General features: G+C 62.9%; 20 protein-coding genes. 8 read left to right on the top strand and 12 right to left on the bottom strand.

Translation table 11 applies throughout. The features are described 5' to 3' along the window. Nucleotides 1-154: 154 nt before the first annotated feature. From X743_RS160935 to X743_RS160970, 8 genes are all read left to right on the top strand, one after another. Nucleotides 155-1,549: a sugar ABC transporter substrate-binding protein gene (locus tag X743_RS160935; protein ID WP_023764708.1), complete on the top strand. Its 1,395-nt coding sequence runs from the start codon at nucleotides 155-157 to the stop codon at nucleotides 1,547-1,549. Nucleotides 1,550-1,697: 148 nt separating this feature from the next. Next, entirely contained in the window at nucleotides 1,698-2,594 is an 897-nt protein-coding gene (locus X743_RS160940; protein ID WP_023764707.1) for a sugar ABC transporter permease, read from the top strand. 2 nt (nucleotides 2,595-2,596) lie between these two features. Beyond that, on the top strand, nucleotides 2,597-3,463 hold the full coding sequence (locus tag X743_RS160945) for a carbohydrate ABC transporter permease (protein WP_023764706.1): 867 nt from the start codon (nucleotides 2,597-2,599) through the stop codon (nucleotides 3,461-3,463). Nucleotides 3,464-3,467: 4 nt separating this feature from the next. Then, nucleotides 3,468-4,565, top strand: a complete 1,098-nt coding sequence (gene ugpC / locus X743_RS160950; RefSeq protein ID WP_023764705.1) for a sn-glycerol-3-phosphate ABC transporter ATP-binding protein UgpC — start codon at nucleotides 3,468-3,470, stop codon at nucleotides 4,563-4,565. 3 nt (nucleotides 4,566-4,568) lie between these two features. Further along, nucleotides 4,569-5,681 carry a mandelate racemase/muconate lactonizing enzyme family protein gene (locus tag X743_RS160955; RefSeq protein WP_023764704.1) on the top strand — a complete coding sequence of 371 codons (1,113 nt, stop codon included), beginning with the start codon at nucleotides 4,569-4,571 and terminating at the stop codon, nucleotides 5,679-5,681. 10 nt (nucleotides 5,682-5,691) lie between these two features. Beyond that, nucleotides 5,692-6,021, top strand: a complete 330-nt coding sequence (locus tag X743_RS160960) for an L-rhamnose mutarotase (RefSeq protein ID WP_023764703.1) — start codon at nucleotides 5,692-5,694, stop codon at nucleotides 6,019-6,021. Then, nucleotides 6,014-7,090, top strand: a complete 1,077-nt coding sequence (locus tag X743_RS160965) for a Gfo/Idh/MocA family oxidoreductase (protein ID WP_023764702.1) — start codon at nucleotides 6,014-6,016, stop codon at nucleotides 7,088-7,090. The genes X743_RS160960 and X743_RS160965 overlap by 8 nt, the downstream gene beginning before the upstream one ends. Further along, nucleotides 7,087-7,542 (top strand): MaoC/PaaZ C-terminal domain-containing protein, encoded by a 456-nt coding sequence (locus X743_RS160970; protein WP_031257549.1) that lies wholly within the window; start codon nucleotides 7,087-7,089, stop codon nucleotides 7,540-7,542. Before X743_RS160965 ends, X743_RS160970 begins: the two co-directional genes overlap by 4 nt. Nucleotides 7,543-7,564: 22 nt before the next feature. On the opposite strand, the gene X743_RS160975 is transcribed toward X743_RS160970, so the two are convergent. The 12 genes from X743_RS160975 to X743_RS161030 form a co-directional block, all read right to left on the bottom strand. Continuing rightward, nucleotides 7,565-8,245, bottom strand: a complete 681-nt coding sequence (locus tag X743_RS160975) for a GntR family transcriptional regulator (RefSeq protein ID WP_245264180.1) — start codon at nucleotides 8,243-8,245, stop codon at nucleotides 7,565-7,567. 80 nt (nucleotides 8,246-8,325) lie between these two features. Further along, nucleotides 8,326-9,474, bottom strand: coding sequence for an acyltransferase (locus tag X743_RS160980; RefSeq protein WP_023764699.1), 1,149 nt, complete (start codon nucleotides 9,472-9,474; stop codon nucleotides 8,326-8,328). Nucleotides 9,475-9,761: 287 nt separating this feature from the next. Continuing rightward, nucleotides 9,762-10,763, bottom strand: a complete 1,002-nt coding sequence (gene doeB / locus X743_RS160985) for a N(2)-acetyl-L-2,4-diaminobutanoate deacetylase DoeB (protein ID WP_023764698.1) — start codon at nucleotides 10,761-10,763, stop codon at nucleotides 9,762-9,764. 5 nt (nucleotides 10,764-10,768) lie between these two features. Further along, the gene (gene doeA / locus X743_RS160990) at nucleotides 10,769-11,947 is read right to left on the bottom strand and encodes an ectoine hydrolase DoeA (protein ID WP_023764697.1); all 1,179 of its coding nucleotides are present in this window, start codon (nucleotides 11,945-11,947) and stop codon (nucleotides 10,769-10,771) included. Nucleotides 11,948-12,083: 136 nt separating this feature from the next. Then, nucleotides 12,084-13,076, bottom strand: coding sequence for an ectoine utilization protein EutC (eutC, locus tag X743_RS160995; RefSeq protein WP_023764696.1), 993 nt, complete (start codon nucleotides 13,074-13,076; stop codon nucleotides 12,084-12,086). Continuing rightward, nucleotides 13,073-14,059 (bottom strand): hydroxyectoine utilization dehydratase EutB, encoded by a 987-nt coding sequence (gene eutB / locus X743_RS161000; RefSeq protein ID WP_023764695.1) that lies wholly within the window; start codon nucleotides 14,057-14,059, stop codon nucleotides 13,073-13,075. The genes eutC and eutB overlap by 4 nt, the downstream gene beginning before the upstream one ends. 5 nt (nucleotides 14,060-14,064) lie before the next feature. After that, nucleotides 14,065-14,844 (bottom strand): ectoine utilization protein EutA, encoded by a 780-nt coding sequence (gene eutA, locus X743_RS161005; protein WP_023764694.1) that lies wholly within the window; start codon nucleotides 14,842-14,844, stop codon nucleotides 14,065-14,067. Nucleotides 14,845-14,847: 3 nt separating this feature from the next. After that, nucleotides 14,848-15,507 carry an ectoine/hydroxyectoine ABC transporter permease subunit EhuD gene (gene ehuD, locus X743_RS161010; RefSeq protein ID WP_013896966.1) on the bottom strand — a complete coding sequence of 220 codons (660 nt, stop codon included), beginning with the start codon at nucleotides 15,505-15,507 and terminating at the stop codon, nucleotides 14,848-14,850. Nucleotides 15,508-15,540: 33 nt separating this feature from the next. Next, nucleotides 15,541-16,200, bottom strand: coding sequence for an ectoine/hydroxyectoine ABC transporter permease subunit EhuC (gene ehuC, locus X743_RS161015; protein WP_023764693.1), 660 nt, complete (start codon nucleotides 16,198-16,200; stop codon nucleotides 15,541-15,543). Between the two features lie 166 nt (nucleotides 16,201-16,366). After that, nucleotides 16,367-17,218 carry an ectoine/hydroxyectoine ABC transporter substrate-binding protein EhuB gene (ehuB, locus tag X743_RS161020; protein ID WP_023764692.1) on the bottom strand — a complete coding sequence of 284 codons (852 nt, stop codon included), beginning with the start codon at nucleotides 17,216-17,218 and terminating at the stop codon, nucleotides 16,367-16,369. 101 nt (nucleotides 17,219-17,319) lie between these two features. Next, complete coding sequence (gene ehuA / locus X743_RS161025; RefSeq protein ID WP_023764691.1) at nucleotides 17,320-18,111, bottom strand: ectoine/hydroxyectoine ABC transporter ATP-binding protein EhuA; 792 nt, start codon at nucleotides 18,109-18,111, stop codon at nucleotides 17,320-17,322. Between the two features lie 179 nt (nucleotides 18,112-18,290). Beyond that, nucleotides 18,291-19,676 carry a PLP-dependent aminotransferase family protein gene (locus X743_RS161030; RefSeq protein WP_023764690.1) on the bottom strand — a complete coding sequence of 462 codons (1,386 nt, stop codon included), beginning with the start codon at nucleotides 19,674-19,676 and terminating at the stop codon, nucleotides 18,291-18,293. Nucleotides 19,677-19,696 lie beyond the last annotated feature (20 nt).

The following is a 19,696-nucleotide window of genomic DNA, read 5'->3' as shown; positions in this document are numbered from 1 at the left end:
TAAAATCGATTCTTCATATACGCAGGAATGCGGTCGAACGGAAACAAATTTCGCCTTGACGTGCCCGTGAATGTTTTGTTTGTATATGAATGTAGCGCTTGTTGTCATCAGACGAGTTGCGGTCGCCGCTGAGGCGCACCTAGGGAGGATACCAATGAACAGACTGCTTTCCGGCGTGTGCGCCGGCGCACTGATGCTTGCTTTCGGCGCAGGCACCGCCCTTGCCGGCGACCTGCCCGGCAAGTTTGAAGGCGTGACCGTCGACGTGAAACTGATCGGCGGTCAGCAATATGAAAAGCTCTATGAGCGGATCCCGGAATGGGAGAAGGCGACCGGCGCCAAGGTCAACATCCTGACCAAGAAGAACGGGTTCGACATCGACAAGGAGCTCAAGTCCGACATCGCCTCGGGCAGCACCAACTGGTGCGTCGGCTGGAACCATTCGTCCTTCGCGCCGCAATATACAGGCCTCTACACCGACCTCAGCAAATTGCTGCCGAAGGAAGAAATCGACGCCTTCGTGCCGTCGACGATCAAGGCGGCAACCATCGACGGCAAGCTGGAAATGCTGCCGCGTGCCCAGTTCGACGTTTCGGCGCTCTACTACCAGAAGAGCCTCTACGAGAACGCCGACAACAAGGCCAAGTTCAAGGCGAAATACGGCTATGACCTGGTGCCGCCGGACACCTGGAAGGAAGTCACCGACCAGGCCGAGTTCTTTGCCAACCCGCCCAATTTCTACGGTACGCAGTTCGCCGGCAAGGAAGAGGCGATCAATGGCCGCTTCTACGAGATGGTGGTCGNGCCCAATTTCTACGGTACGCAGTTCGCCGGCAAGGAAGAGGCGATCAATGGCCGCTTCTACGAGATGGTGGTCGCCGAGGGTGGCGAATATCTCGACAAGGACGGCAAGCCCGTCTTCAACTCCGAGGCTGGCATCCGCGCGCTCGACTGGTTCGTCAACCTCTACAAGGCCAAGGCCGTGCCAGCCGGAACGACCAACTACCTGTGGGACGATCTCGGCCAGGGCTTTGCCTCGGGCACCGTCGCCATCAACCTCGACTGGCCGGGCTGGGCCGGCTTCTTCAACGATCCGAAGTCGTCGAAAGTCGCTGGCAATGTCGGCGTGAAAGTCGCGCCGAAGGGGTCTTCCGGCAAGCGCACCGGCTGGTCCGGTTTCCATGGCTTCTCGGTGACCGAGAACTGCCCGAACAAGGAAGCCGCCGCTTCGCTCGTCTGGTGGCTGACCAACGAGGATAGCCAGAAGCTCGAGGCCGCCGCCGGCCCGCTGCCGACCCGCACCGCGGTCTGGGACTGGGACCTGAAGCAGGCCGAGAACGATCCCTACAAGAAGGAGGTACTCTCCGCCTTCCAGGAAGAGGCCAAGCACGCCTTTGCCGTGCCGCAGACGCCTGAGTGGATCGAGATTTCGAACGCCGTCTATCCGGAGCTGCAGGCGGCGATCCTCGGCGACAAGACCTCCAAGCAGGCGCTGGACGAAGCCGCCGCCAAGGCGACACAAATCCTCCAGGACGCCGGCAAGCTCTAGAACCGTCTCCCAACGCTGCCTCTCCCATCAGGAATGGGGGAGGCGATCGCGCTTCGCCGGCGAGAGCACTGAACCATCAACGACAGACTTTCCGTTCCCGGCCCGCGCCTGAACAACGGGCGTCCAAAGCAAACACCACAGGATTCTGATGAAGGGCTTCAAGCCATCCGCGCCATTCCTGCTGCTGCTTCCGGCAATGATCGTGCTGGCGGCGGTCGTCGTGGTGCCCTTGCTGCTCTCGCTCTACTCCAGCTTCACGCCCTTCCGCCTGACGCGGCCCGAGACGTTCTTCGTCTTCGTCGGCTTCAGGAACTATCTTTCGATCCTGTCCAACACCGATTTCTGGTGGGCGTTCGGGCGCACGGTGCTCTTGCTAACCATCGCGCTCAATCTCGAAATGCTGCTCGGCCTCGGCCTCGCCATGCTGGTCGAGAAGGCGACACGTGGCCAACGCATCCTGCGCACGCTGATGATGTTTCCGATGATGTTTTCGCCGATCCTCGTCGGCTTCCAGTTCAAGTTCATGTTCAACGACAATATCGGCCTGGTGAACAACGCCTTGCAATCGCTCGGCATCACCAGGGATGCGATACCGTGGCTGATCGAGGGCCATCTCGCCTTCATCGCCATTTCGGTCGCCGAGATCTGGTCGTCGACGGCGATCTTCGCCATCCTGATCCTGGCCGGCCTGCTCGCCATGCCCAAGGAGCCGATCGAAGCGGCGCGTGTCGACGGCTGCACGCCGTGGCAGACATTCCGCTATGTGACGTGGCCTTTCGTGATGCCCTTCGCCTATATCGCCATGACCATCCGCTCGCTCGACGTCGCGCGCGCCTATGACATCGTCAAGATCATGACCGATGGCGGACCGGCGGGCCGAACGGAGCTGCTCTGGACGCTGGTGGCGCGCACCGCCTACAGCGACGGGCGTATGGGCATGGCCAACGCCATGGCCTATTTCTCGATCCTGCTGTCGATCGCCTTCACCGTCTATTTCTTCAACAAGCTCGCCGCGGCGCGCACGCAGATCGGTGCGGAGTGGTGAGAATGGACGAGAATTCTTCCGCCCGCCTGAAGCGCCGGCTCACCGGCGTCGTCTACCGCATCGGCCTGTTCCTGGCGATGCTGACCATCTGCCTGCCGGGCCTGTGGATCGTGCTGTCGTCGCTGCGGCCGACCGTCGAGATCATGGCCAAGCCGCCAGTGTGGATCCCGCAGGAGATTTCGTTCGACGCCTATGTCTCGATGTTCTCGGGCATCGGCAAGGGCGGCATCCCGGTCATCGAATATTTCCGCAACTCGCTGATCATCTCGGTGACCTCGACGGTGATCGCGGTGGCCATCGGCATGGCCGGTGGCTACGCCTTCGCGCGCTACCGCTTCCGCGGCAAATCGAGCGTCTTCCTCGGCCTGATGCTGACGCGTACCGTGCCGGGCATCGCGCTGTCGCTGCCGCTGTTCTTCCTCTATGTGCGGCTCGGCATCATCGACACGCATTTCGGGCTGATCCTTGCCTATGTCGCGCTCAACGTGCCGTTCACGATCTGGCTGATCGATGGCTTCTTCCGCCAGGTGCCCAAGGACCTCGCGGAAGCCGCGCAGATCGACGGCTGCACGCGCTGGCAGGCGTTCTGGCAGGTCGAGTTCCCGCTTGCTGGGCCGGGCATCGCTTCGGCCGCGATCTTCGCCTTCCTGACCTGCTGGAACGAATTCGCGCTGGCCTCGCAACTGACCCGCTCGGTCAGCGCCAAGACGCTGCCGGTGGGCCTGCTCGACTATACGGCCGAGTTCACCATCGACTGGCGCGGCATGTGCGCGCTCGCCGTGGTGATGATCATCCCGGCGCTCACCCTCACCTATATCGTCCAGAAACACCTTGTCGGCGGCCTGACCTCCGGCGCGGTAAAAGGCTGATCCCATGGCAACGGTTTCCCTCAGCAAGTTGACCAAGCGCTACGGCAATGTCGGGATCGTGCATGGCATCGATCTCGATATCGCCGACCGTGAATTCATCGCCCTGGTCGGCCCCTCCGGCTGCGGCAAGTCGACAACATTGCGCATGATCGCCGGGCTCGAAGAGATCAGCGCCGGGTCGATCGAGATCGGCGGGCGCGTCGTCAACGATTTGCCACCGCGCTCGCGCAACATCTCGATGGTGTTCCAGTCCTACGCGCTCTACCCGCACATGACCGTGCGCGAGAACCTCGGCTTCTCGCTTAAAATCGCGGGTGCGGCCAAGGAAGACATGGACCGCCGCGTCGCAGAGGCTTCCAGCATCCTCGGCCTCGACACGCTGCTCGACCGCCGTCCGTCGCAGCTCTCCGGCGGTCAGCGCCAGCGCGTCGCCATGGGCCGCGCCATCGTGCGCGATCCCGACGTGTTCCTGTTCGACGAACCGCTTTCCAATCTCGACGCCAAGCTCCGGACGCAGATGCGCACCGAGATCAAGAAGCTGCATGCCAAGGTTCAGTCGACGGTGATCTACGTCACCCACGACCAGGTCGAGGCGATGACGCTGGCCGACCGCATCGTCATCATGCGCGACGGCCATATAGAACAGGTCGGCACGCCGGATGAAGTTTTCCGGCGGCCGGCGACGCGGTTCGTTGCCGGCTTCATAGGGTCGCCGCCGATGAACCTGCACGAGGCGACGATCGACGACGGACAGTTGGTTTTTTCCAGCGGCGAAAAGCTGCCTTTGCCCGGCCAGTTCAAGGCCAATGTGGCGACCGGCGACAAGGTCGTGTTCGGGCTGCGGCCTGACGACGTCTATCCGACGGGACATGGTATCAGCTCCGGCAGTGCGGCCGACGTCCACCAGATCGAATTGCCGATCACGGTCACCGAGCCGCTCGGCAATGAGACGCTGGTGTTCGTAGAATTCAACGGCAGCGACTGGGTGTCGCGCATGCTGAATCCGCGACCGCTCAAGCCGGGCGAGCGAGTGGCCATGAGCCTCGACATGTCGCAGGCGCATCTGTTTGCCACCGAGACCGGAAAGACATTGCGGAGCTGACCGATGGCTAGAATCGAAAAGATAGAGCTGCGGATGGTGGACCTTGTGCCCAAGGTCAAACGCACGGACGCGATCCAGAGTTTCGTCAGCCAGGAAACGCCGATCGTCACCATCACCGATTCCGACGGCGCGGTCGGCACTGGTTACAGCTACACGATCGGCACCGGCGGCTCCTCAGTGATGCGGCTTCTCTCGGACCATCTGGCGCCACGGCTGATCGGCCGCGACCCCGACATGATCGAGGCGATCTGGCACGATCTCGAATTCGCCACGCACGCCACCACCATTGGCGCGATCACCGCCATCGCCATTGCGGCGATCGACACGGCGCTGTGGGACCTCAGGGCGAAGAAACAGAACCTGCCGTTGTGGAAACTCGCCGGCGGCGCCAAGGACCGCTGCCCGCTCTACACGACCGAGGGCGGCTGGCTGCACATCGAAACGCAGGCGCTGGTCGACGACGCACTGGCCGCCAAGGCTAGGGGTTTTCGCGGTTCGAAGGTGAAGATCGGCAGGCCGCACGGGTCGGAGGATCTTGCCCGCCTGTCGGCAGTGCGCAAGGCGGTTGGCGACGGCTACGAGATCATGACCGACGCCAATCAGGGGTTCTCGGTCGACGAGGCAATCCGGCGCGCGTCCAAGCTGCGTGAGCTCGACCTTGCCTGGATCGAGGAGCCGCTGCCGGCCGACGATATCGACGGCCATGTGCGCCTGTCCAACTCGACGCCGACGCCGATCGCCATCGGCGAGTCGCTCTACTCCATCCGCCATTTCCGTGAATATATGCAGAAGGGCGCCTGCTCGATCGTGCAGGTCGATGTCGGCCGCATCGGCGGCATCACGCCCTGGCTCAAGATTGCCCATGCGGCGGAAGCCTTCGACATTCCGGTGTGCCCGCATTTCCTGATGGAATTGCATGTCAGCCTGACCTGCGCTGTTCAGAACGGCCGATATGTCGAGTACATTCCGCAGCTCGATGAGTTGACCGGCAAGCGTATGCGCATCGAGGATGGGCATGCGCTGGCACCCGACGAGCCAGGCATCGGCATCGATTGGGACTGGGACGCGGTCAAGACCATGAGCATCGCCGAATTCACCACGGCGATCACCAAATAGGGGAACTGATATGCAGCGGATGGGGATGGTTCTGGGACTGAAGCCGGAAAAGGTCGAGGAGTATGTCCGCCTCCATGCCGCTGTCTGGCCCGACGTGCTGACCATGATCTCGGCCTGCAACATCAAGAATTACTCGATCTACCTGAAGCGGCCGGAGAACCTGCTGTTTTCCTATTTCGAATACCACGGCACCGACTATGCCGCCGACATGGCCAGGATGGCGGCCGACCCGAAGACGCAGGAATGGTGGGCCGTCTGCATGCCATGCCAGGAGCCGCTGGCGACCCGCAAGGAAGGCGAGTGGTGGGCTTCCATGGATCAGGTCTTCCATCATGACTGAAGGCGGTTTCGACCCTGCCTCACTCGTCCAGTCCTGGCCAAAGCCGTCGAAGCCTTGGCCGATCGTCACCTTCGGCGCAGGATCGATCGTTGGCGACGCACATTTCCCGGCCTATAGGAAGGCCGGCTTTCCAGTCGCCGGCCTCTACGATCCGGACCAGGACAAAGCGCGGGCGCTGGCCGAGAAATGGAATGTGACCGCATTCCGCTCGGTGGAAGAAGCCGCTGATGTCAAGAGCGCGGTTTTCGATCTGGCGACGCCGCCGGGGCGGCACGCCGAGATCCTGAAAGCCCTGCCCGATGGGGCGGTCGCATTGATCCAGAAGCCCATGGGCAATTATCTCGGCGAGGCAACCGAAATTCTCGAAATCTGCCGCGCCAAGAAGCTCAAGGCGGCGGTGAATTTCCAGCTCCGCTTCGCGCCGATGATGCTGGCGCTGAAGGATGCCATCGCCAAGGGCTGGCTCGGCGAGATCTTTGACTTCGATGCCTGGCTGGCGCTGGCGACGCCGTGGGAGCTTTGGGAATTCCTGCTCAAGGCGCCGCGCGTCGAGATCGCCATGCATTCGATCCACTATCTCGACCTGATCCGGCAAGTGCTCGGCGACCCCAGAGGTGTCCACGCCAAGACGCTCGGCCACCCCAACCATAAGGTGGCGCAGACGCGCACCAGCGCCATTCTCGACTATGGCGATACCGTGCGCTGCGCGCTGTCGATCAACCACGATCACAAGTTCGGCCGCCGGCACCAGGCCTGCGAATTCCGCGTCTGCGGCACCGAGGGTGCGGCCTATCTCAAGCTCGGCCTCAACCTCGATTATCCCAGGGGCGAGCCGGACGTTCTGGAGATTTACCCCAGGGGCGGAACGGACTGGGTCGCGGTGCCGCTCGCCGGGGAGTGGTTCCCCGACGCCTTCGTCGGGCGCATGGCCAATGTCCAGCGTTTTGCCGCAGGCGAAGACGACGAATTGGTCAGCTCGGTCGAGGACGCCTGGAGCACCATGGCGCTGGTCGAAGCGGCCTATCGTTCGAGCGCAGCGCCGGCAACGCCGATTGCGGAAAGACCCTGATGGAACAGATCCAGTATTTCGAGGACTACGAGATCGGCGCCTCGCGTATCACCAGCGGCCGCACCATCACCGAGACCGACTTCATCGTCCATGCCGGGCATACAGGCGATTTCTTTCCGCACCACATGGATGCCGAGTTCATGAAGACGACGCCGTTCGGCCAGCGCATCGCGCATGGCACGCTGGTGTTCTCGGTCGGCATCGGGCTGACGGCAACCGTCATCAATCCGGTCGCCTTTTCCTATGGCTATGACCGCCTGCGCTTCATCAAGCCGGTGTTCATCGGCGACACGATCCGCACGCGCACCACCATCGCTGCCAAAGAGGACGACGCCAAGCGGCCAGGGTCAGGACGGGTGATCGAGCGCTGCGAAGTCATCAACCAGCGCGATGAAGTGGTGCTGGCCGCCGACCATATCTACATCGTCGAACGCAAGCCGGCACAGAGCTGAAACCCAAGCCGCTTCCTATGCGCTAGGACTTTCGCGACATACCGCCGCCCTCTATTGCGTTGACGAGCGTTTCGCTGCCTTCACGAAGATGCTGGCTCAGAATGCCCACGGCCTTGTTGCCGTCGCGCTGCCTGCAGGCGGCCAGCAGGTCGCGGTGTTCTGCCTGCGAGCGGTTGCGATAGTCGAGGTTCGACAACAGGATGCGGACATAGCGATCGGCCGCATTGTGGTGCGCTTCGATCAAGCCGAGCAAACGCCGGTTGCCGCAGGCATCATAGAGAGCCAGGTGAAACGTCCGGTTGAGCGCCCCCCATCTGCCGACATTGCGCTCGGCATCGATCTGGTCGAGTGCTTGTCCGGCCTCATCGAGCTTATCGCCCAACAGGACGGGCACAGAGAGCCGGAGCGCCTCGCATTCGAGCAATTCGCGCACCGCGTAGATCTCCGTGATTTCGGCACTGTCCATTCGAGCGACATGCGCGCCCTTGGTCGGGTGAATGGACACGATGCCCTCGGCCTCCAACTGGCGAAGCGCATCACGGATCGGCATGCGGCTGAACCCGAACCGTTCGGCCAGATCATCCTGGCGCAGCGCGGTGCCTGCCTTAAGGGATCCGCTGGCTATGGCTTCGCGCAGGACATTGGCTACCTGCTCCGCCACCGTCTGCGGTCTCTCGATCAGGCCTTCCACAAATCCGCGCAAACGATGCTCCCGCTTCATCCGATATCCAGCCTAATGGAAAACCGCTTTTGCGGATATAAGTATCCTCGTGTACAGGATAGCTAGCCTGGCTTCACCGTGGCTTCGGAAGCGGCATCGTGGCGCGCGCCTATGCCGCGGCGGGTCGGTACAGCGCTTGCCGGCTCCGTATACCGCATGCGCATGCGCAGGAACGGCGCTTCGATGCAGGTGTAGCTGAGATAGCCGATCGGAATCGTCGCCATGAAGCACAGGCCGGACCAGAGGCAAGCAACATAGAAATTGCTTATGTTCATGACGTTCGTGTTTATGAACGCCGCCAGTTGCATGACGAAAAACAGATGCAGGAGATAGATCGAATAGCTGTAGGCCCCGGCCTTCTCAAGGATCTTGAACGGCAGGCTTGTGCGCTTCCTCGAAAAGCTGGTGTCGTAGTAGGCGATGCCGAAAGCATAGGCCGCGGCCTCCAGGGTCGGCAGGATGATCCATATCGGATGCGGCGACGGATAATGCTCCAACTGGTAAAATCCGCCGGCGGCATCGAACCACCAGAAGAAGACCGAGAATGCGACGAGAACGGCTAGCGCCAGCCAGTGCCGATCCTTCGCATAGGCACGGAGGTGAAAAGCAAGAATGCCGGCCAAAAACTGGTCCACGTGGCCTATGATGGTCCAGGCTGCCGCCGACTGCACCTCGCCGATGTGCACATAGAGCGCCCACCTCAGCAAAATCGCTGCCGCGATGAACAGCAAGGGCGCGAACGGAAACCGTCTGGACGCCATCAACAGGAACGGCAGCAAAATGTAGAAGTGGGCTTCCACGGTTATCGACCAGCCGCCATTCGGAAGGGTGGGAAAAATCAACCCTTTTCCGACATCGGTGAAGTATTCGCCCAGAGGCTGACCTGCGAGATCCCTGCGGCAAGCCTCGATGGCTATTACGGCCAGCAGAAGCGGAAGCAGCCTCAGCGCCCGGTTGGCAAAGAAGGGCAGGTAGCTGACCTGTTTTCCATCAAGAAGCTTGGCGAACAAGTAGCCGGAGAGCGCCATGAACAGTGAAACGCCGGTGATCCCTTCATCCAGAAGGCTGAATATTGGCAGAGCCGGCACAAAGCCATAGGGGACCGGCCCATCGGGAGACTGGTGAAGAAAATGCCAGGTGAAGACCAGAAAAGCCGCCAGACCGCGAATATGGTCCAGCGCCGGATAATGTTCTCCAGTCGAAGACTTCATGATTCAGACCAACCGCCCTGCGCCCTGGACGATCGTCGCCGCATTGCCTTGCCTGTACCTGAGCCAGCAACGGCACCGCAGCAAGTATACCTCGCCCACGACTCCTATTTTGCCAGCCTCCCGTTAATTTAGACTTCTTACTTTTTGGGCAAATTTATTCCGACGCGGATCGGCGACCGAGCAGCCGCCGACCGAAATTGGTCGGTGTACGACGGCTCTTCAGCCGGGGCTTCCCGCAATGTGCGGACCGTCGCGGTCTACATGTTGTCCGAGCACAATCGCTTTGCTCAATCGACGCGGACGGCCACAACGGCGGCGCAGTCGCCGGCCTTGATAAGCCCGGGAAAATGCCGCGCCGCCAGCATGCCGGACATCTTCGCCCTGATCTCCTGGGGGGCGATACCGGTGCGGCCGACGGGATGGATGCGGGCCAGCACGGCCCCCTTCTCCACCGGCTCGCCGAGATCGACCATGGTTTCGACCATGCCGTCGTCCTCGGCGAAGGAGAAGCAATCGCCCGAGGGCATGTCCAACCACTGTGTCTGGCTCTTCTCGACCGCACCATCGACAATGCCGGCGTGACGCAGCACATTGAGGACGCCGCGTCGCGCGATGCGCACGGTTTGTGCGCGAGAGGTGCCGCCGCCGCCAAGCTCGGTGCTGACGAAGACCTTGCCCATCTCCTCGGCCGCTGTGTCGTACATGCCGACGGCATCGATCTCGATCATGCGCATCGAGAAGGGGGCGGAAAACGCCGCCACCGCGTCGAAAGCTTTCTGCTCCAGCGCCTTGTCGGGCAGAGTGTGCGCGGCGCAAAATGGCACGAAGTCGAGCGTCTTGCCGCCGGAATGGAAGTCGAAGACGATGTCGGCGCGAGGAAGCAGCTCACGCTGGAAATAGTCGGCGATCTTCTCGGTCACCGTGCCGTCCGGGCGGCCGGGAAAGCTGCGGTTCATGTTGCCCTTGTCGATCGGCGACGTGCGGGTGCCGGCGCGGAAGGCCGGATAGTTCATCGCCGGCACGATGATCACGGTGCCGCTGACGGTTTTCGGGTCGAGCTTCCTGGCGAGATCGTAGAGCGCCAGCGGACCTTCATATTCGTCGCCATGGTTGCCGCCGGTCAGCAGGGCCGTCGGTCCCTTGCCGTGGCGGATGACGCAGATCGGGATCATCACCGAACCCCAGGCCGAATCGTCGCGGCTGTAGGGCAGGCGCAGAAAGCCATGCTGGACGCCGTCGCGATCGAAATCGACGGTCGGCGCGATCGGAGAAGGGCGAAGACTGGACATCGGTTTCAATCCTTCACCACCAGCTTGCGCGGCACATTGGCCAGGCACTCTACACCGGTTTCGGTGATCAGGATGGATTCGGTGATCTCCAGTCCCATTGTTTCAAGCCAGAGGCCGGTCATGAAATGGAAGGTCATGCCGGGCTTGAGCTCGGTGCGGTCGCCAGGGCGCAGGCTCATGGTGCGTTCGCCCCAGTCCGGCGGATAGGAAAGACCGATCGAGTAGCCGGTGCGATTATCTTTGACGATGCCGTATTTCTTCAGGACGGCGAAGAAGGCATTGGCGATGTCCTCGCAGGCATTGCCGGGCTTGGCGGCAGCGAGGCCGGCTTCCATACCTTCCAGCGTCGCCTTCTCGGCATCGAGGAATTCCTGCGTCGGCTTGCCGAGGAAGACGGTGCGCGACAACGGGCAGTGATAGCGGTTGTAGCAGCCGGCGATCTCGAAGAAGGTGCCCTCGCCTCGCTTCATCGGCTGATCGTCCCAGGTCAGATGCGGCGCCGAGGCGTCAGCGCCCGACGGCAGCAGAGGTACGATAGCCGGATAGTCGCCGCCAATACCGTCGACACCGCGCGTGCCGGCATCATAGATCTCGGCAACGAGATCGCATTTGCGCATGCCGACTTCTATCTTGTCGACGATGCGGTGGTGCATGGCTTCGACAATGCGAGCGGCCTTGCGCATATAGTCGATTTCGGTCGGGCTTTTCACCGCGCGCTGCCAGTTGACCAGGGCGGTGGCGTCGACGAAGCGGGCATTGGGCAGATGCTTCTGCAGCGCGGCAAAGGCGGCGGCGGAGAACCAGTAATTGTCCATCTCGACGCCGACGGTGAGCTTGCCCCAGCCGCGATCGGCCAACACGCTGGACAGGAAATCCATCGGGTGCCGCTCGGTCGACTGCACGTAGTGGTCGGCATAGCCGACGATGTTGTCATGGGCGAGATAGGCGGTGCGCTTGGCGCCATTGGCATCCTGGCCGCGGCCATACCAGACCGGCTCGCCAGATGGCGGCACGATGACCGCCTGATGCACATAGAAAGACCAGCCGTCGTAGCCGGTCAGCCAGGCCATGTTGGACGGGTCACTGACGATCAAGAGATCGACGCCCTTTGCCTCCATGGCTTTCCGGGTCTTGGCGAGGCGTTCCGCAAATTCGCCGCGCGAGAATTTCAGGTTTGGTTGCATTGTACTTGATCCTCGTTTGTTGGGCCTGGAGCCTGTTTCAACCTGGTCGAATCCGGCTCCAGGCAACTTTTTGTTCGAGCACGATCTTCTCGCAACCGGCTTCCGCTTTTCCGGATCCATGCTCCTGCGGCCAGCATCAGCTTTCGAAAATGGTGCCGGATTTGGCCGCCCGCGCCCGGTCGCGGGCGAGCGTGGCGATCGCCGTGTCCTGCACGCCGGTGCCGGTCAGGTCGGCAATGGTGATGTCGCTGGCTGAGCGACGGCCGTGCATTGCGCCGGCGATGATCTGGCCAAGCTCGGTCACCTCGGCATCGGCGGCCATCACGCCCGCCGCGATGGCATGGTGGAGTTCGCCAAGCCGCCGTGTCTGCCGCGCGCTGTCGGCGACGTAGAGATCGGCCATACGCAGGATCGCCGGGGCGATCTCGTTCTTGTGCTCGGCGTCCGAACCCATGGCGGTGATGTGCTGGCCGGCGGAAACGAAGCCGGCCTTGATCAACGGCTCGGTCGAGGGCGTGGTGGTGACGATGATGTCGGCGCCGGCAGCGGCCTCGGCCGGGTCGGGTTCGGCACGAACGACAATGCCGAGTTTCTCACTCAAGGCGGCCGCGGTCGCCACTGCCTTGGCGGCATCGCGCGCCCAGATGCGCGCCTCGGCGATCGGCCGCACGAGCTTGAGCGCTTCAAGTTGCAGTCCGGCTTGCACGCCGGCGCCGAAGATCGCGGCGACAGATGCATCGGGACGCGACAGATGCCTGGCCGCGACCGCGCCGGCGGCTGCCGTGCGGACATCGGTGAGATAGCCATTGTCGAGCAGGAGCGCTTCGACCAGACCGGTCCTGGCCGACAGCAGCACCATCATGCCATTGACGGAGGGCAAGCCGAGCTTCGGATTGTCGAAGAAGCCGGGGCTGATCTTGATGGCGAAGCCGTCAATGCCGGGCACATAGGCGGTCTTCACGTCGACCTCGCCGCGATGCTCGGGGATGTCGAGGCGCAGGATCGGCGGCATCGCCACCGGCAATGTGGCGAGCGCGCGAAAAGCATTCTCGACGCAGGCGACGGCGTCGAGATCCAGCGTCACGATCTGGCGCAGCTCTTTCTCGGTGAGGATCGTCATGCGGCTCATGCGGCGCGCTCCACCATTGTGTCACCGCAGATGATCTTGCGGTGCGTGTTCATGTCGATGTTGCGGCCGGAAAGCAGAACAAGCACCGGCCCGTTTGGCTTGACCTTGCCAGCGAGCAGAGCGGCGATACCGACCGCGCCGGCGCCTTCGACGATCTCACGCTCCCGCGCATAGGCATGGCGGATGCCCTCGGCGATTTCGTCTTCGCCAAGCAAAACCACATCGTCGAGCAGGTCGCGGCACATGGCGAAGGTCAGCCGGTTGTCGAGGCCGATGCCGCCGCCGAGCGAGTCCGCCAGCGTCGGCAATTCCTCCACCGGCACCGGCCGGCCGGCATCGAGGCTCGCCTTCATCGCCGCGCCGCGTGCCATCGAAACACCGATCACTTTCGTACCGGGGCTGACCCCCTTGATGGCCGCGGCGATGCCCGAAGCCAGGCCGCCACCGGAGAGCTGTACGAGGACGAGCGCGGCATCCGGAACCTGCTCGATCATCTCCAGCCCGAGCGTGCCTTGCCCGGCGATGATCGCGGGATGGTCGAAGGGCGGCAGCATGACCAGGCCCTCTTGCGCCACCAGCCGCTCGACCTCCTGCTGGGCGTCGTCCTGGCTGTTGCCGATAATGCGGACCTCTGCACCAAGCCGGCGGATCTCGTCGAGCTTGTTGCCGGGCACCAGCCGCGACATGCAGATCACCGCGCGCATACCTTCGAGCTTCGCGGCATGCGCCAGCGCGCGGCCATGATTGCCGGTGGAGGCCGCGACGACGCCGCGCGCTTTCTCCTCGGCACTTAGCGAAGCGACGGCATTCGAAGCACCGCGCAGCTTGAAGCTGCCGGTGGTCTGGCGGTGCTCGAGCTTGAGGTGAACCGGCACACCCAGTTGTTCGGAGAGACCCGGCGAACGCACGGTCGCCGTGCGCTCGACCTTGCCGGCAATGCGCTCACGCGCGGCACGGATATCTGCAAGAGTGACTGTCGCCATGGTCGTCAATCGCGGGGCAAGGGCAGCGTCATCAGACGGCCGAATTCGGGTTGGACTGTCTCATCACCGCAAAGGCGCAGGCAATTCCAGGCACTTGCCTGGTTGCTGGTCACCACTGGGCGGCCGATCGCCTGTTCCATGCCGGTGACCGCGAGCGCACCGCGCAGCGCCGTGCAGGAGACGAACAGTGCGTCCGCCTGCGCGTGCGTTGCTTCGCGCGCGAGCTCGACAAGCGCTGCCGGTGCGATGCGCGCCATCTCACGATCGTCCTCGAAACCGAGACAGGTGAAGCTGGCGATCTCGAAGCCACGGGCGGCGAAATAAGCCGCCATGGGCCTGGAGGTTTCGACCGTGTAGGGCGTAAGAATACTGATCCGGCGCGCGCCGAACGCGTGCAGCCCGCGCACGCCAGCCATCGGCGGCGTGACGATGGGAACGCCGGGCTTGGCGGCCTGGATCGCCACGTCGATCTCGGCATCACCGATCACCACCGAGGCCGAGGTGCAGGAATAGCAGATGGCGTCGAGCGGCTCGTCGGGCAGGATCAATGCCGCGCCCGCCGTCAGCGCCGGCTGCATCTTGCGCAGGTTCTCCGGCGTTGTCGGATTGGCGTAGGGAATGCGCGCGACATAGACTCCGATGCGCTCGCTCGCCACCATGCGGCGAAAATCCGGCTCACTGGTGTGATCCGTGGCCAGGATGATGAGACCGACGCGGCGCGCCATCGGGCGGTCTTCAAGCGTCGGCCGGTTGGGCGCGACCTTGATCTCGGGCAAGGGCTTCATCAATTATCTCTCGATCTTGCCGTAGCGACGTTCCAGCCAGCGCAGCAGGATAACCGAGCAAAGACTGATGGCGAGGAAGAAAGCGCCAACCAGCGTGATCGGCTCGATATAGCGATAGTAGGTGTTGGCGACGCTTTTCGCCTGGTTCATCAGTTCCAGCACGGTGATCGCCGACAGGAGCGGCGTTTCCTTGAACATGGCGATGAAATAGTTGGCCAGTGCCGGGATCATCGGCGGGATGGCCTGCGGAATGATGATATGGCTCCAGGTCTGCCTGCCGCTGAGATTGCACGCCTTGGCGGCCTCCCACTGGCCACGCGGTACATTGTCGATGCCGGCGCGGTAGACCTCGGCCGTGTAGGTGCCGTAGTGCAGCCCGAGCCCGATGACACCGGCGACGAGCGGCGGCAGCAGGATGCCGATGTCAGGCAGCACGTAGAAGATGAAGTAGAGTTGCACGAGAAGCGGCGTGCCGCGGATGAATTCGGCCGCCCAACCGACGGTGCGGGACAATGCCTTGTTGGGCGAGCGGCGCGCCAGCGCGATGCCGAGCCCGACGATCGCCGCCAGCACCGAGCCGAGCAGCGTCGCAAGGATGGTGATCTTCACCCCCTGGATCAGCGTCGGCAGGATCTGCCGGACAAAATCCCAATCCCATTCCATCAGAAAACCCCGGCCATCAGCGAACCCCGGCCATCAGACGCGCACTCCGTCGAGACCGCGCGCCATGCGGCGCTCCAGCGAGCGCACGCCCCACGAAATGAGCAGCGCCAGGATGAAATAGATAATCAGGATGGTGGTGAAGGGCACCATTGTGTTGCCGGTCTGGGCGCGCACCACCTGCGCCTGGAAGGTCAGGTCGGCAAGCGAGATCAGCGAGACGACCGATGTGGCCTTGAGCAGTTCGATGGCGTTGTTGCCGAAGGTCGGCAGCATCACCAGAAACGCCTGGGGCAGGATAACGTGGCGCAAGCCTTGCCAGCGGCCGAGATTGAGTGCGATGCAGGCCTCAAGCTGTTCGCGGCCGATCGACTGTACGGCGCCGCGCACCACTTCGGCGGCATAGGCGCCGACATTCAGGCCGAGCGCCAGCACGCCCGCCTGCAGCGGGGTCAGTTCAAAGCCCACCAGCGGCAGCACGAAATAAGCGAAGAACAACTGCACGAAGATCGAGGTGCCGCGAAAGAATTCGATATAGGCGGTGGCCAGCGCGCGCAGCGCAAAGAAGCGTGACAGCCGCCCAAGGCCGGCAAGAAAGGCCATGACCAGGGCAAGCACCGACCCCATCAGCGTCAGCTCGATGGTGACAAGCGCTCCCTGCAATATCAGGCCGAAATAGCCGGACCACTGGGTCATTAGGGTTCCAACGTTAGCGGTTAGCCTCCTTCTCCCCGTTTCACGGGGAGAAGATGCCGGCAGGCAGATGAGGGGCAGCGCGAACTTACGAAGGCATGGCGCCGCCCCTCATCCGTCACTTCGTGACACCTTCTCCCCGTGGACGGGGAGAAGGAAAAAGTGCGTCCTACTTCGCCGCGCAGAGCTTGTCGCGTGTCGTCGACATCGCGGCCCCGGCCGAGAAGCCATAGGGCTCGATGATCTTGGCGAATTCGCCCGACTTCTTCATCTTGGCGAGCTCGACGTCGAAGGCATCGCGCAGCGCCTCGTCACCCTTCTTGAAGGCGGCGCCATCGCAATAGACCGGAGCACCCTGCACCGGCGCGATGACTTCGAGGCTAGGATCGTTGGCTTTCTTCATCAGGTCGTTGATCGACAGAACCGGCAGCGAATAAGCGTCGATGCGGCCGTCCTGCACCATCTTCAGGCCGCTCTGGCCATCCGGGACGACAATGACGCGTTCGCGCGGCACACCAGCGTTGAGCGCCAGCTTCTCTTCGGTGCCGCCACCGGGAGCGCCGATCGTTGCGGACGTGTCCTTGGCGACGTCTTCGTAGCTCTTGAAGCCTTTCGGATTGCCTTTCTTCACCAGCATCGCTTCGGCGTCGCACAGCACCGGCTCGGAATAGGCGACCGCGGCGCAGCGCTCCGGCTTCATGAACAGACCAGCGGTGACGACATCGAAGCGGCCGGCCTGCAGGCCGGGGATCATGGCGCCATATTCCGAGATCGAGGCGACGATGTCGCCAACGCCGAGACGCTTGAAGATCTCGCGCGCCACGTCGGGCGCGGCACCCGAAACCTTGCCATCGGCGGCGACGGCCGTATAGGGCGGCTCATTGGCGATGGCGACACGGGCGAAGCCCTGCGACTTGAGCTGCTCGAGCTTGCTGTCGTCGGCTGAACCCGCGGTCGAGGCCGCCAGCACCGCGGTCAGCGCAAGGCCGGCGACGCCGGCCAGAATGCCAAGTTTATTCATTGTTCCCAACTCCTTGTTTCGTTTTCTTGGTTTGGCTGCGGCAGCAGCGCCGCCGGTTTCTGATTGATTTCGGGACGGCTTCACAGTCCCGGGCATAACGGTCAGACGCGATGTCCGGCCGCGATGATCTTCTTCAGGAAGCCTTGCGTGCGCTCCTGTTTGGGATGGCGGAAAATCTCATCGGGCTTGCCCTCCTCGACTATTCTGCCGCGATCGAAGAACAGCACCCGGTCGGCGAAATCGTGGGCGAAACCCATTTCGTGCGTAACCAGAAGCATCGTCATGTCGGTCTCGGCGCAGAGCCGCCACAGGACGTTGAGCACCTCCTCGACCAGTTCCGGATCAAGCGCCGACGTCACTTCGTCGAACAGCATGATCTTCGGCTGCAAAGCGAGTGCGCGGGCGATCGCCACACGCTGCTTTTGGCCGCCGGACAGTTGTGCCGGCATGGCCTTGGCCTTGTCGGCCATGCCGACCATATCGAGCAGTTCCATCGCCCGCTTCTCGGCGGCGGCGCGCGGAGTGCCCTTGGTCAGCATCGGCGCCAGCGTCACATTGTCGATGACGCTCTTGTGCGGAAACAGGTTGAAGAGCTGGAAGACCATGCCGATCTTCTGGCGCATCCGGGTCAGATGTCGTTCGTCGGCGGGCAGCAGCTGACCGTTGCGTTCCATGTGGTAGAGTTGTTCGCCCTCGATCTGGATGTGGCCGCCGTCGATGCGTTCCAGGGTCATCAGGATGCGCAGGATCGTCGTCTTGCCCGAGCCGGAAGGCCCGATCAGCGCCAGCTTCTCGCGCGGCATGACCTGCATCGACAGGCCGTCCAGCACCTTGAAGGTGCCGAAGCTCTTCGAAATGGCATCGACCTTGATGATGGGTATGGATGCGGACAAATGAATTTCCCCGTGTTGGAGAAGCCTGTGCCCCTAACGATGCGGAACGCGCCAAATCATGTCAATCAGGAAAATAATATCATGACAATTATTCCGATTGCGCATGTTTTCCAGTCAGTCGAGGCTGATTTTTGTGCACGTCATCGTCCCAAAACGGCTCGCCTCTTTAGGCGACGTGCTCAGATTGCAAGCAGCAGATGCTCCGGATCGCCAAGCAACAGCTTGGTGACAACGCCGAGGCCGGCGCGCAGTTCCCCTTCCGTGGTCGAACCCAGTGAGATGCGCACCGCCGGATGCCACGGCGCATCCGAAATGCGGAAGGATGTACCCGGCGCAATCGCCACGCCTCGCAGCCGCGCCTGGGCGACAAAGCTTTCCTCGGCCCGATCGGCCGGCAGTTCCAGCCAGATGTGCAGCCCGTCATGCCGGGCACGATATTCGACCCCGGCTAGCACCTCCGCCGCGATATCCAGCCGCCGCCGCAACGCCGCACGCTGCCAGCGGACGAGCTCAATCGCCGTCCCGTCGGTCACCCATTTGGTGGCGATCTCGGCCACCAGCGGCGTCGCCATCCAGTTCGACACCAGATGCCGGTTGGCAACGGCGGCGACATAGCGGTCGGGCGCAGCGAGATAGCCGATGCGCAGGCCGGGCACGGTGATCTTGGTGAAGGAGGTGACGTAAAGCGTGCGTTCCGGGGCGAAAGCGGCGACCGGCGGCGGCCGATCCTCGACCAGCGGACCCAGCACATCGTTCTCGATGATGGCGATGTCGTGCTTGCGGGCGACCGCAGCGATCTCTTCGCGCCGCCGCGCGTCCATCAGGGTCGCCGTCGGGTTGATCACCGAGGGCTGCACGAACACCGCGCGGATGTCGGAGAGCCGGCAGGCTTCGTCCAACGCTTCGGGAATCAGGCCATTGCCGTCGATGGGCAGGCCTTCGAGGTTGAAGCCGAGATAGCGCGCCAGCGGCACCAGCGTGTGGTGGCCGATCGCCTCGGTGGCAACCGTCGAGCCCGGCGGCGCAACGCTCATCAGCGCCACGGTCATGCCTGCGGTGGCGCCATTGGTCAGGCTGATGTTCTGCGGCGAGACATCGAGGCCGCATAGCTTCAGCCATTCGACCGCCACGGCCCGGTGACGTGGAAACACCATGTTGGGCCGGAACGACAGCGCCGAACTCGACGGCAGGTTCTCGGCCAGCCATCCCAGCGCCTGCTTCAGCCGCTCCAGATGCATCGGCTCGCAGACCGGCTTCAGGATCGAAAGGTCGATGACCTCGCCCAGGCGTTCGGGCAGATAGGGCGGCTCCGGCTCGCGGCGTTGCGTCTGGACGAAACTGCCACGGCCGATCTCGCCCGAGATCAGGCCGCGCCGGATCAATTCCTCATAGGCGCGGCTGACCGTCTGCACAGAGAGCTTGAGATCGTCGGCCAGCCGGCGATGCGTCGGCAGCCGGGAGCCATTGGCCAGGCGCCCGTCATGAATGGCGCGCGCGAACTGGTCGGCCAGCGACTGATAGGCCGGCCGCCGGATGAGCGCGGGATCGGGTTGCCACAATGTCATGACTTATTAGAGATCGAAAT

Origin of the sequence: Mesorhizobium sp. LNHC232B00, from assembly GCF_000502435.1 — a bacterium.
In the GTDB taxonomy this organism is placed as follows: domain Bacteria; phylum Pseudomonadota; class Alphaproteobacteria; order Rhizobiales; family Rhizobiaceae; genus Mesorhizobium; species Mesorhizobium opportunistum.
Note: the sequence above shows the minus strand (reverse complement) of the source record. Positions and strands in the feature narration are given on the sequence as shown.

Excerpts from the sequence above, each read along its gene's own strand:
- X743_RS160940 (WP_023764707.1), top strand. The coding sequence starts at position 1,698 with ATGAAGGGCTTCAAGCCATCCGCGCCATTCCTGCTGCTGCTTCCGGCA.
- X743_RS160945 (WP_023764706.1), top strand. The coding sequence starts at position 2,597 with ATGGACGAGAATTCTTCCGCCCGCCTGAAGCGCCGGCTCACCGGCGTC.
- ugpC (WP_023764705.1), top strand. The coding sequence starts at position 3,468 with ATGGCAACGGTTTCCCTCAGCAAGTTGACCAAGCGCTACGGCAATGTC.
- X743_RS160955 (WP_023764704.1), top strand. The coding sequence starts at position 4,569 with ATGGCTAGAATCGAAAAGATAGAGCTGCGGATGGTGGACCTTGTGCCC.
- X743_RS160960 (WP_023764703.1), top strand. The coding sequence starts at position 5,692 with ATGCAGCGGATGGGGATGGTTCTGGGACTGAAGCCGGAAAAGGTCGAG.
- X743_RS160965 (WP_023764702.1), top strand. The coding sequence starts at position 6,014 with ATGACTGAAGGCGGTTTCGACCCTGCCTCACTCGTCCAGTCCTGGCCA.
- X743_RS160980 (WP_023764699.1), bottom strand. The coding sequence starts at position 9,474 with ATGAAGTCTTCGACTGGAGAACATTATCCGGCGCTGGACCATATTCGC.
- doeB (WP_023764698.1), bottom strand. The coding sequence starts at position 10,763 with ATGTCCAGTCTTCGCCCTTCTCCGATCGCGCCGACCGTCGATTTCGAT.
- doeA (WP_023764697.1), bottom strand. The coding sequence starts at position 11,947 with ATGCAACCAAACCTGAAATTCTCGCGCGGCGAATTTGCGGAACGCCTC.
- eutC (WP_023764696.1), bottom strand. The coding sequence starts at position 13,076 with ATGAGCCGCATGACGATCCTCACCGAGAAAGAGCTGCGCCAGATCGTG.
- eutB (WP_023764695.1), bottom strand. The coding sequence starts at position 14,059 with ATGGCGACAGTCACTCTTGCAGATATCCGTGCCGCGCGTGAGCGCATT.
- eutA (WP_023764694.1), bottom strand. The coding sequence starts at position 14,844 with ATGAAGCCCTTGCCCGAGATCAAGGTCGCGCCCAACCGGCCGACGCTT.
- ehuD (WP_013896966.1), bottom strand. The coding sequence starts at position 15,507 with ATGGAATGGGATTGGGATTTTGTCCGGCAGATCCTGCCGACGCTGATC.
- ehuC (WP_023764693.1), bottom strand. The coding sequence starts at position 16,200 with ATGACCCAGTGGTCCGGCTATTTCGGCCTGATATTGCAGGGAGCGCTT.
- ehuB (WP_023764692.1), bottom strand. The coding sequence starts at position 17,218 with ATGAATAAACTTGGCATTCTGGCCGGCGTCGCCGGCCTTGCGCTGACC.
- X743_RS161030 (WP_023764690.1), bottom strand. The coding sequence starts at position 19,676 with ATGACATTGTGGCAACCCGATCCCGCGCTCATCCGGCGGCCGGCCTAT.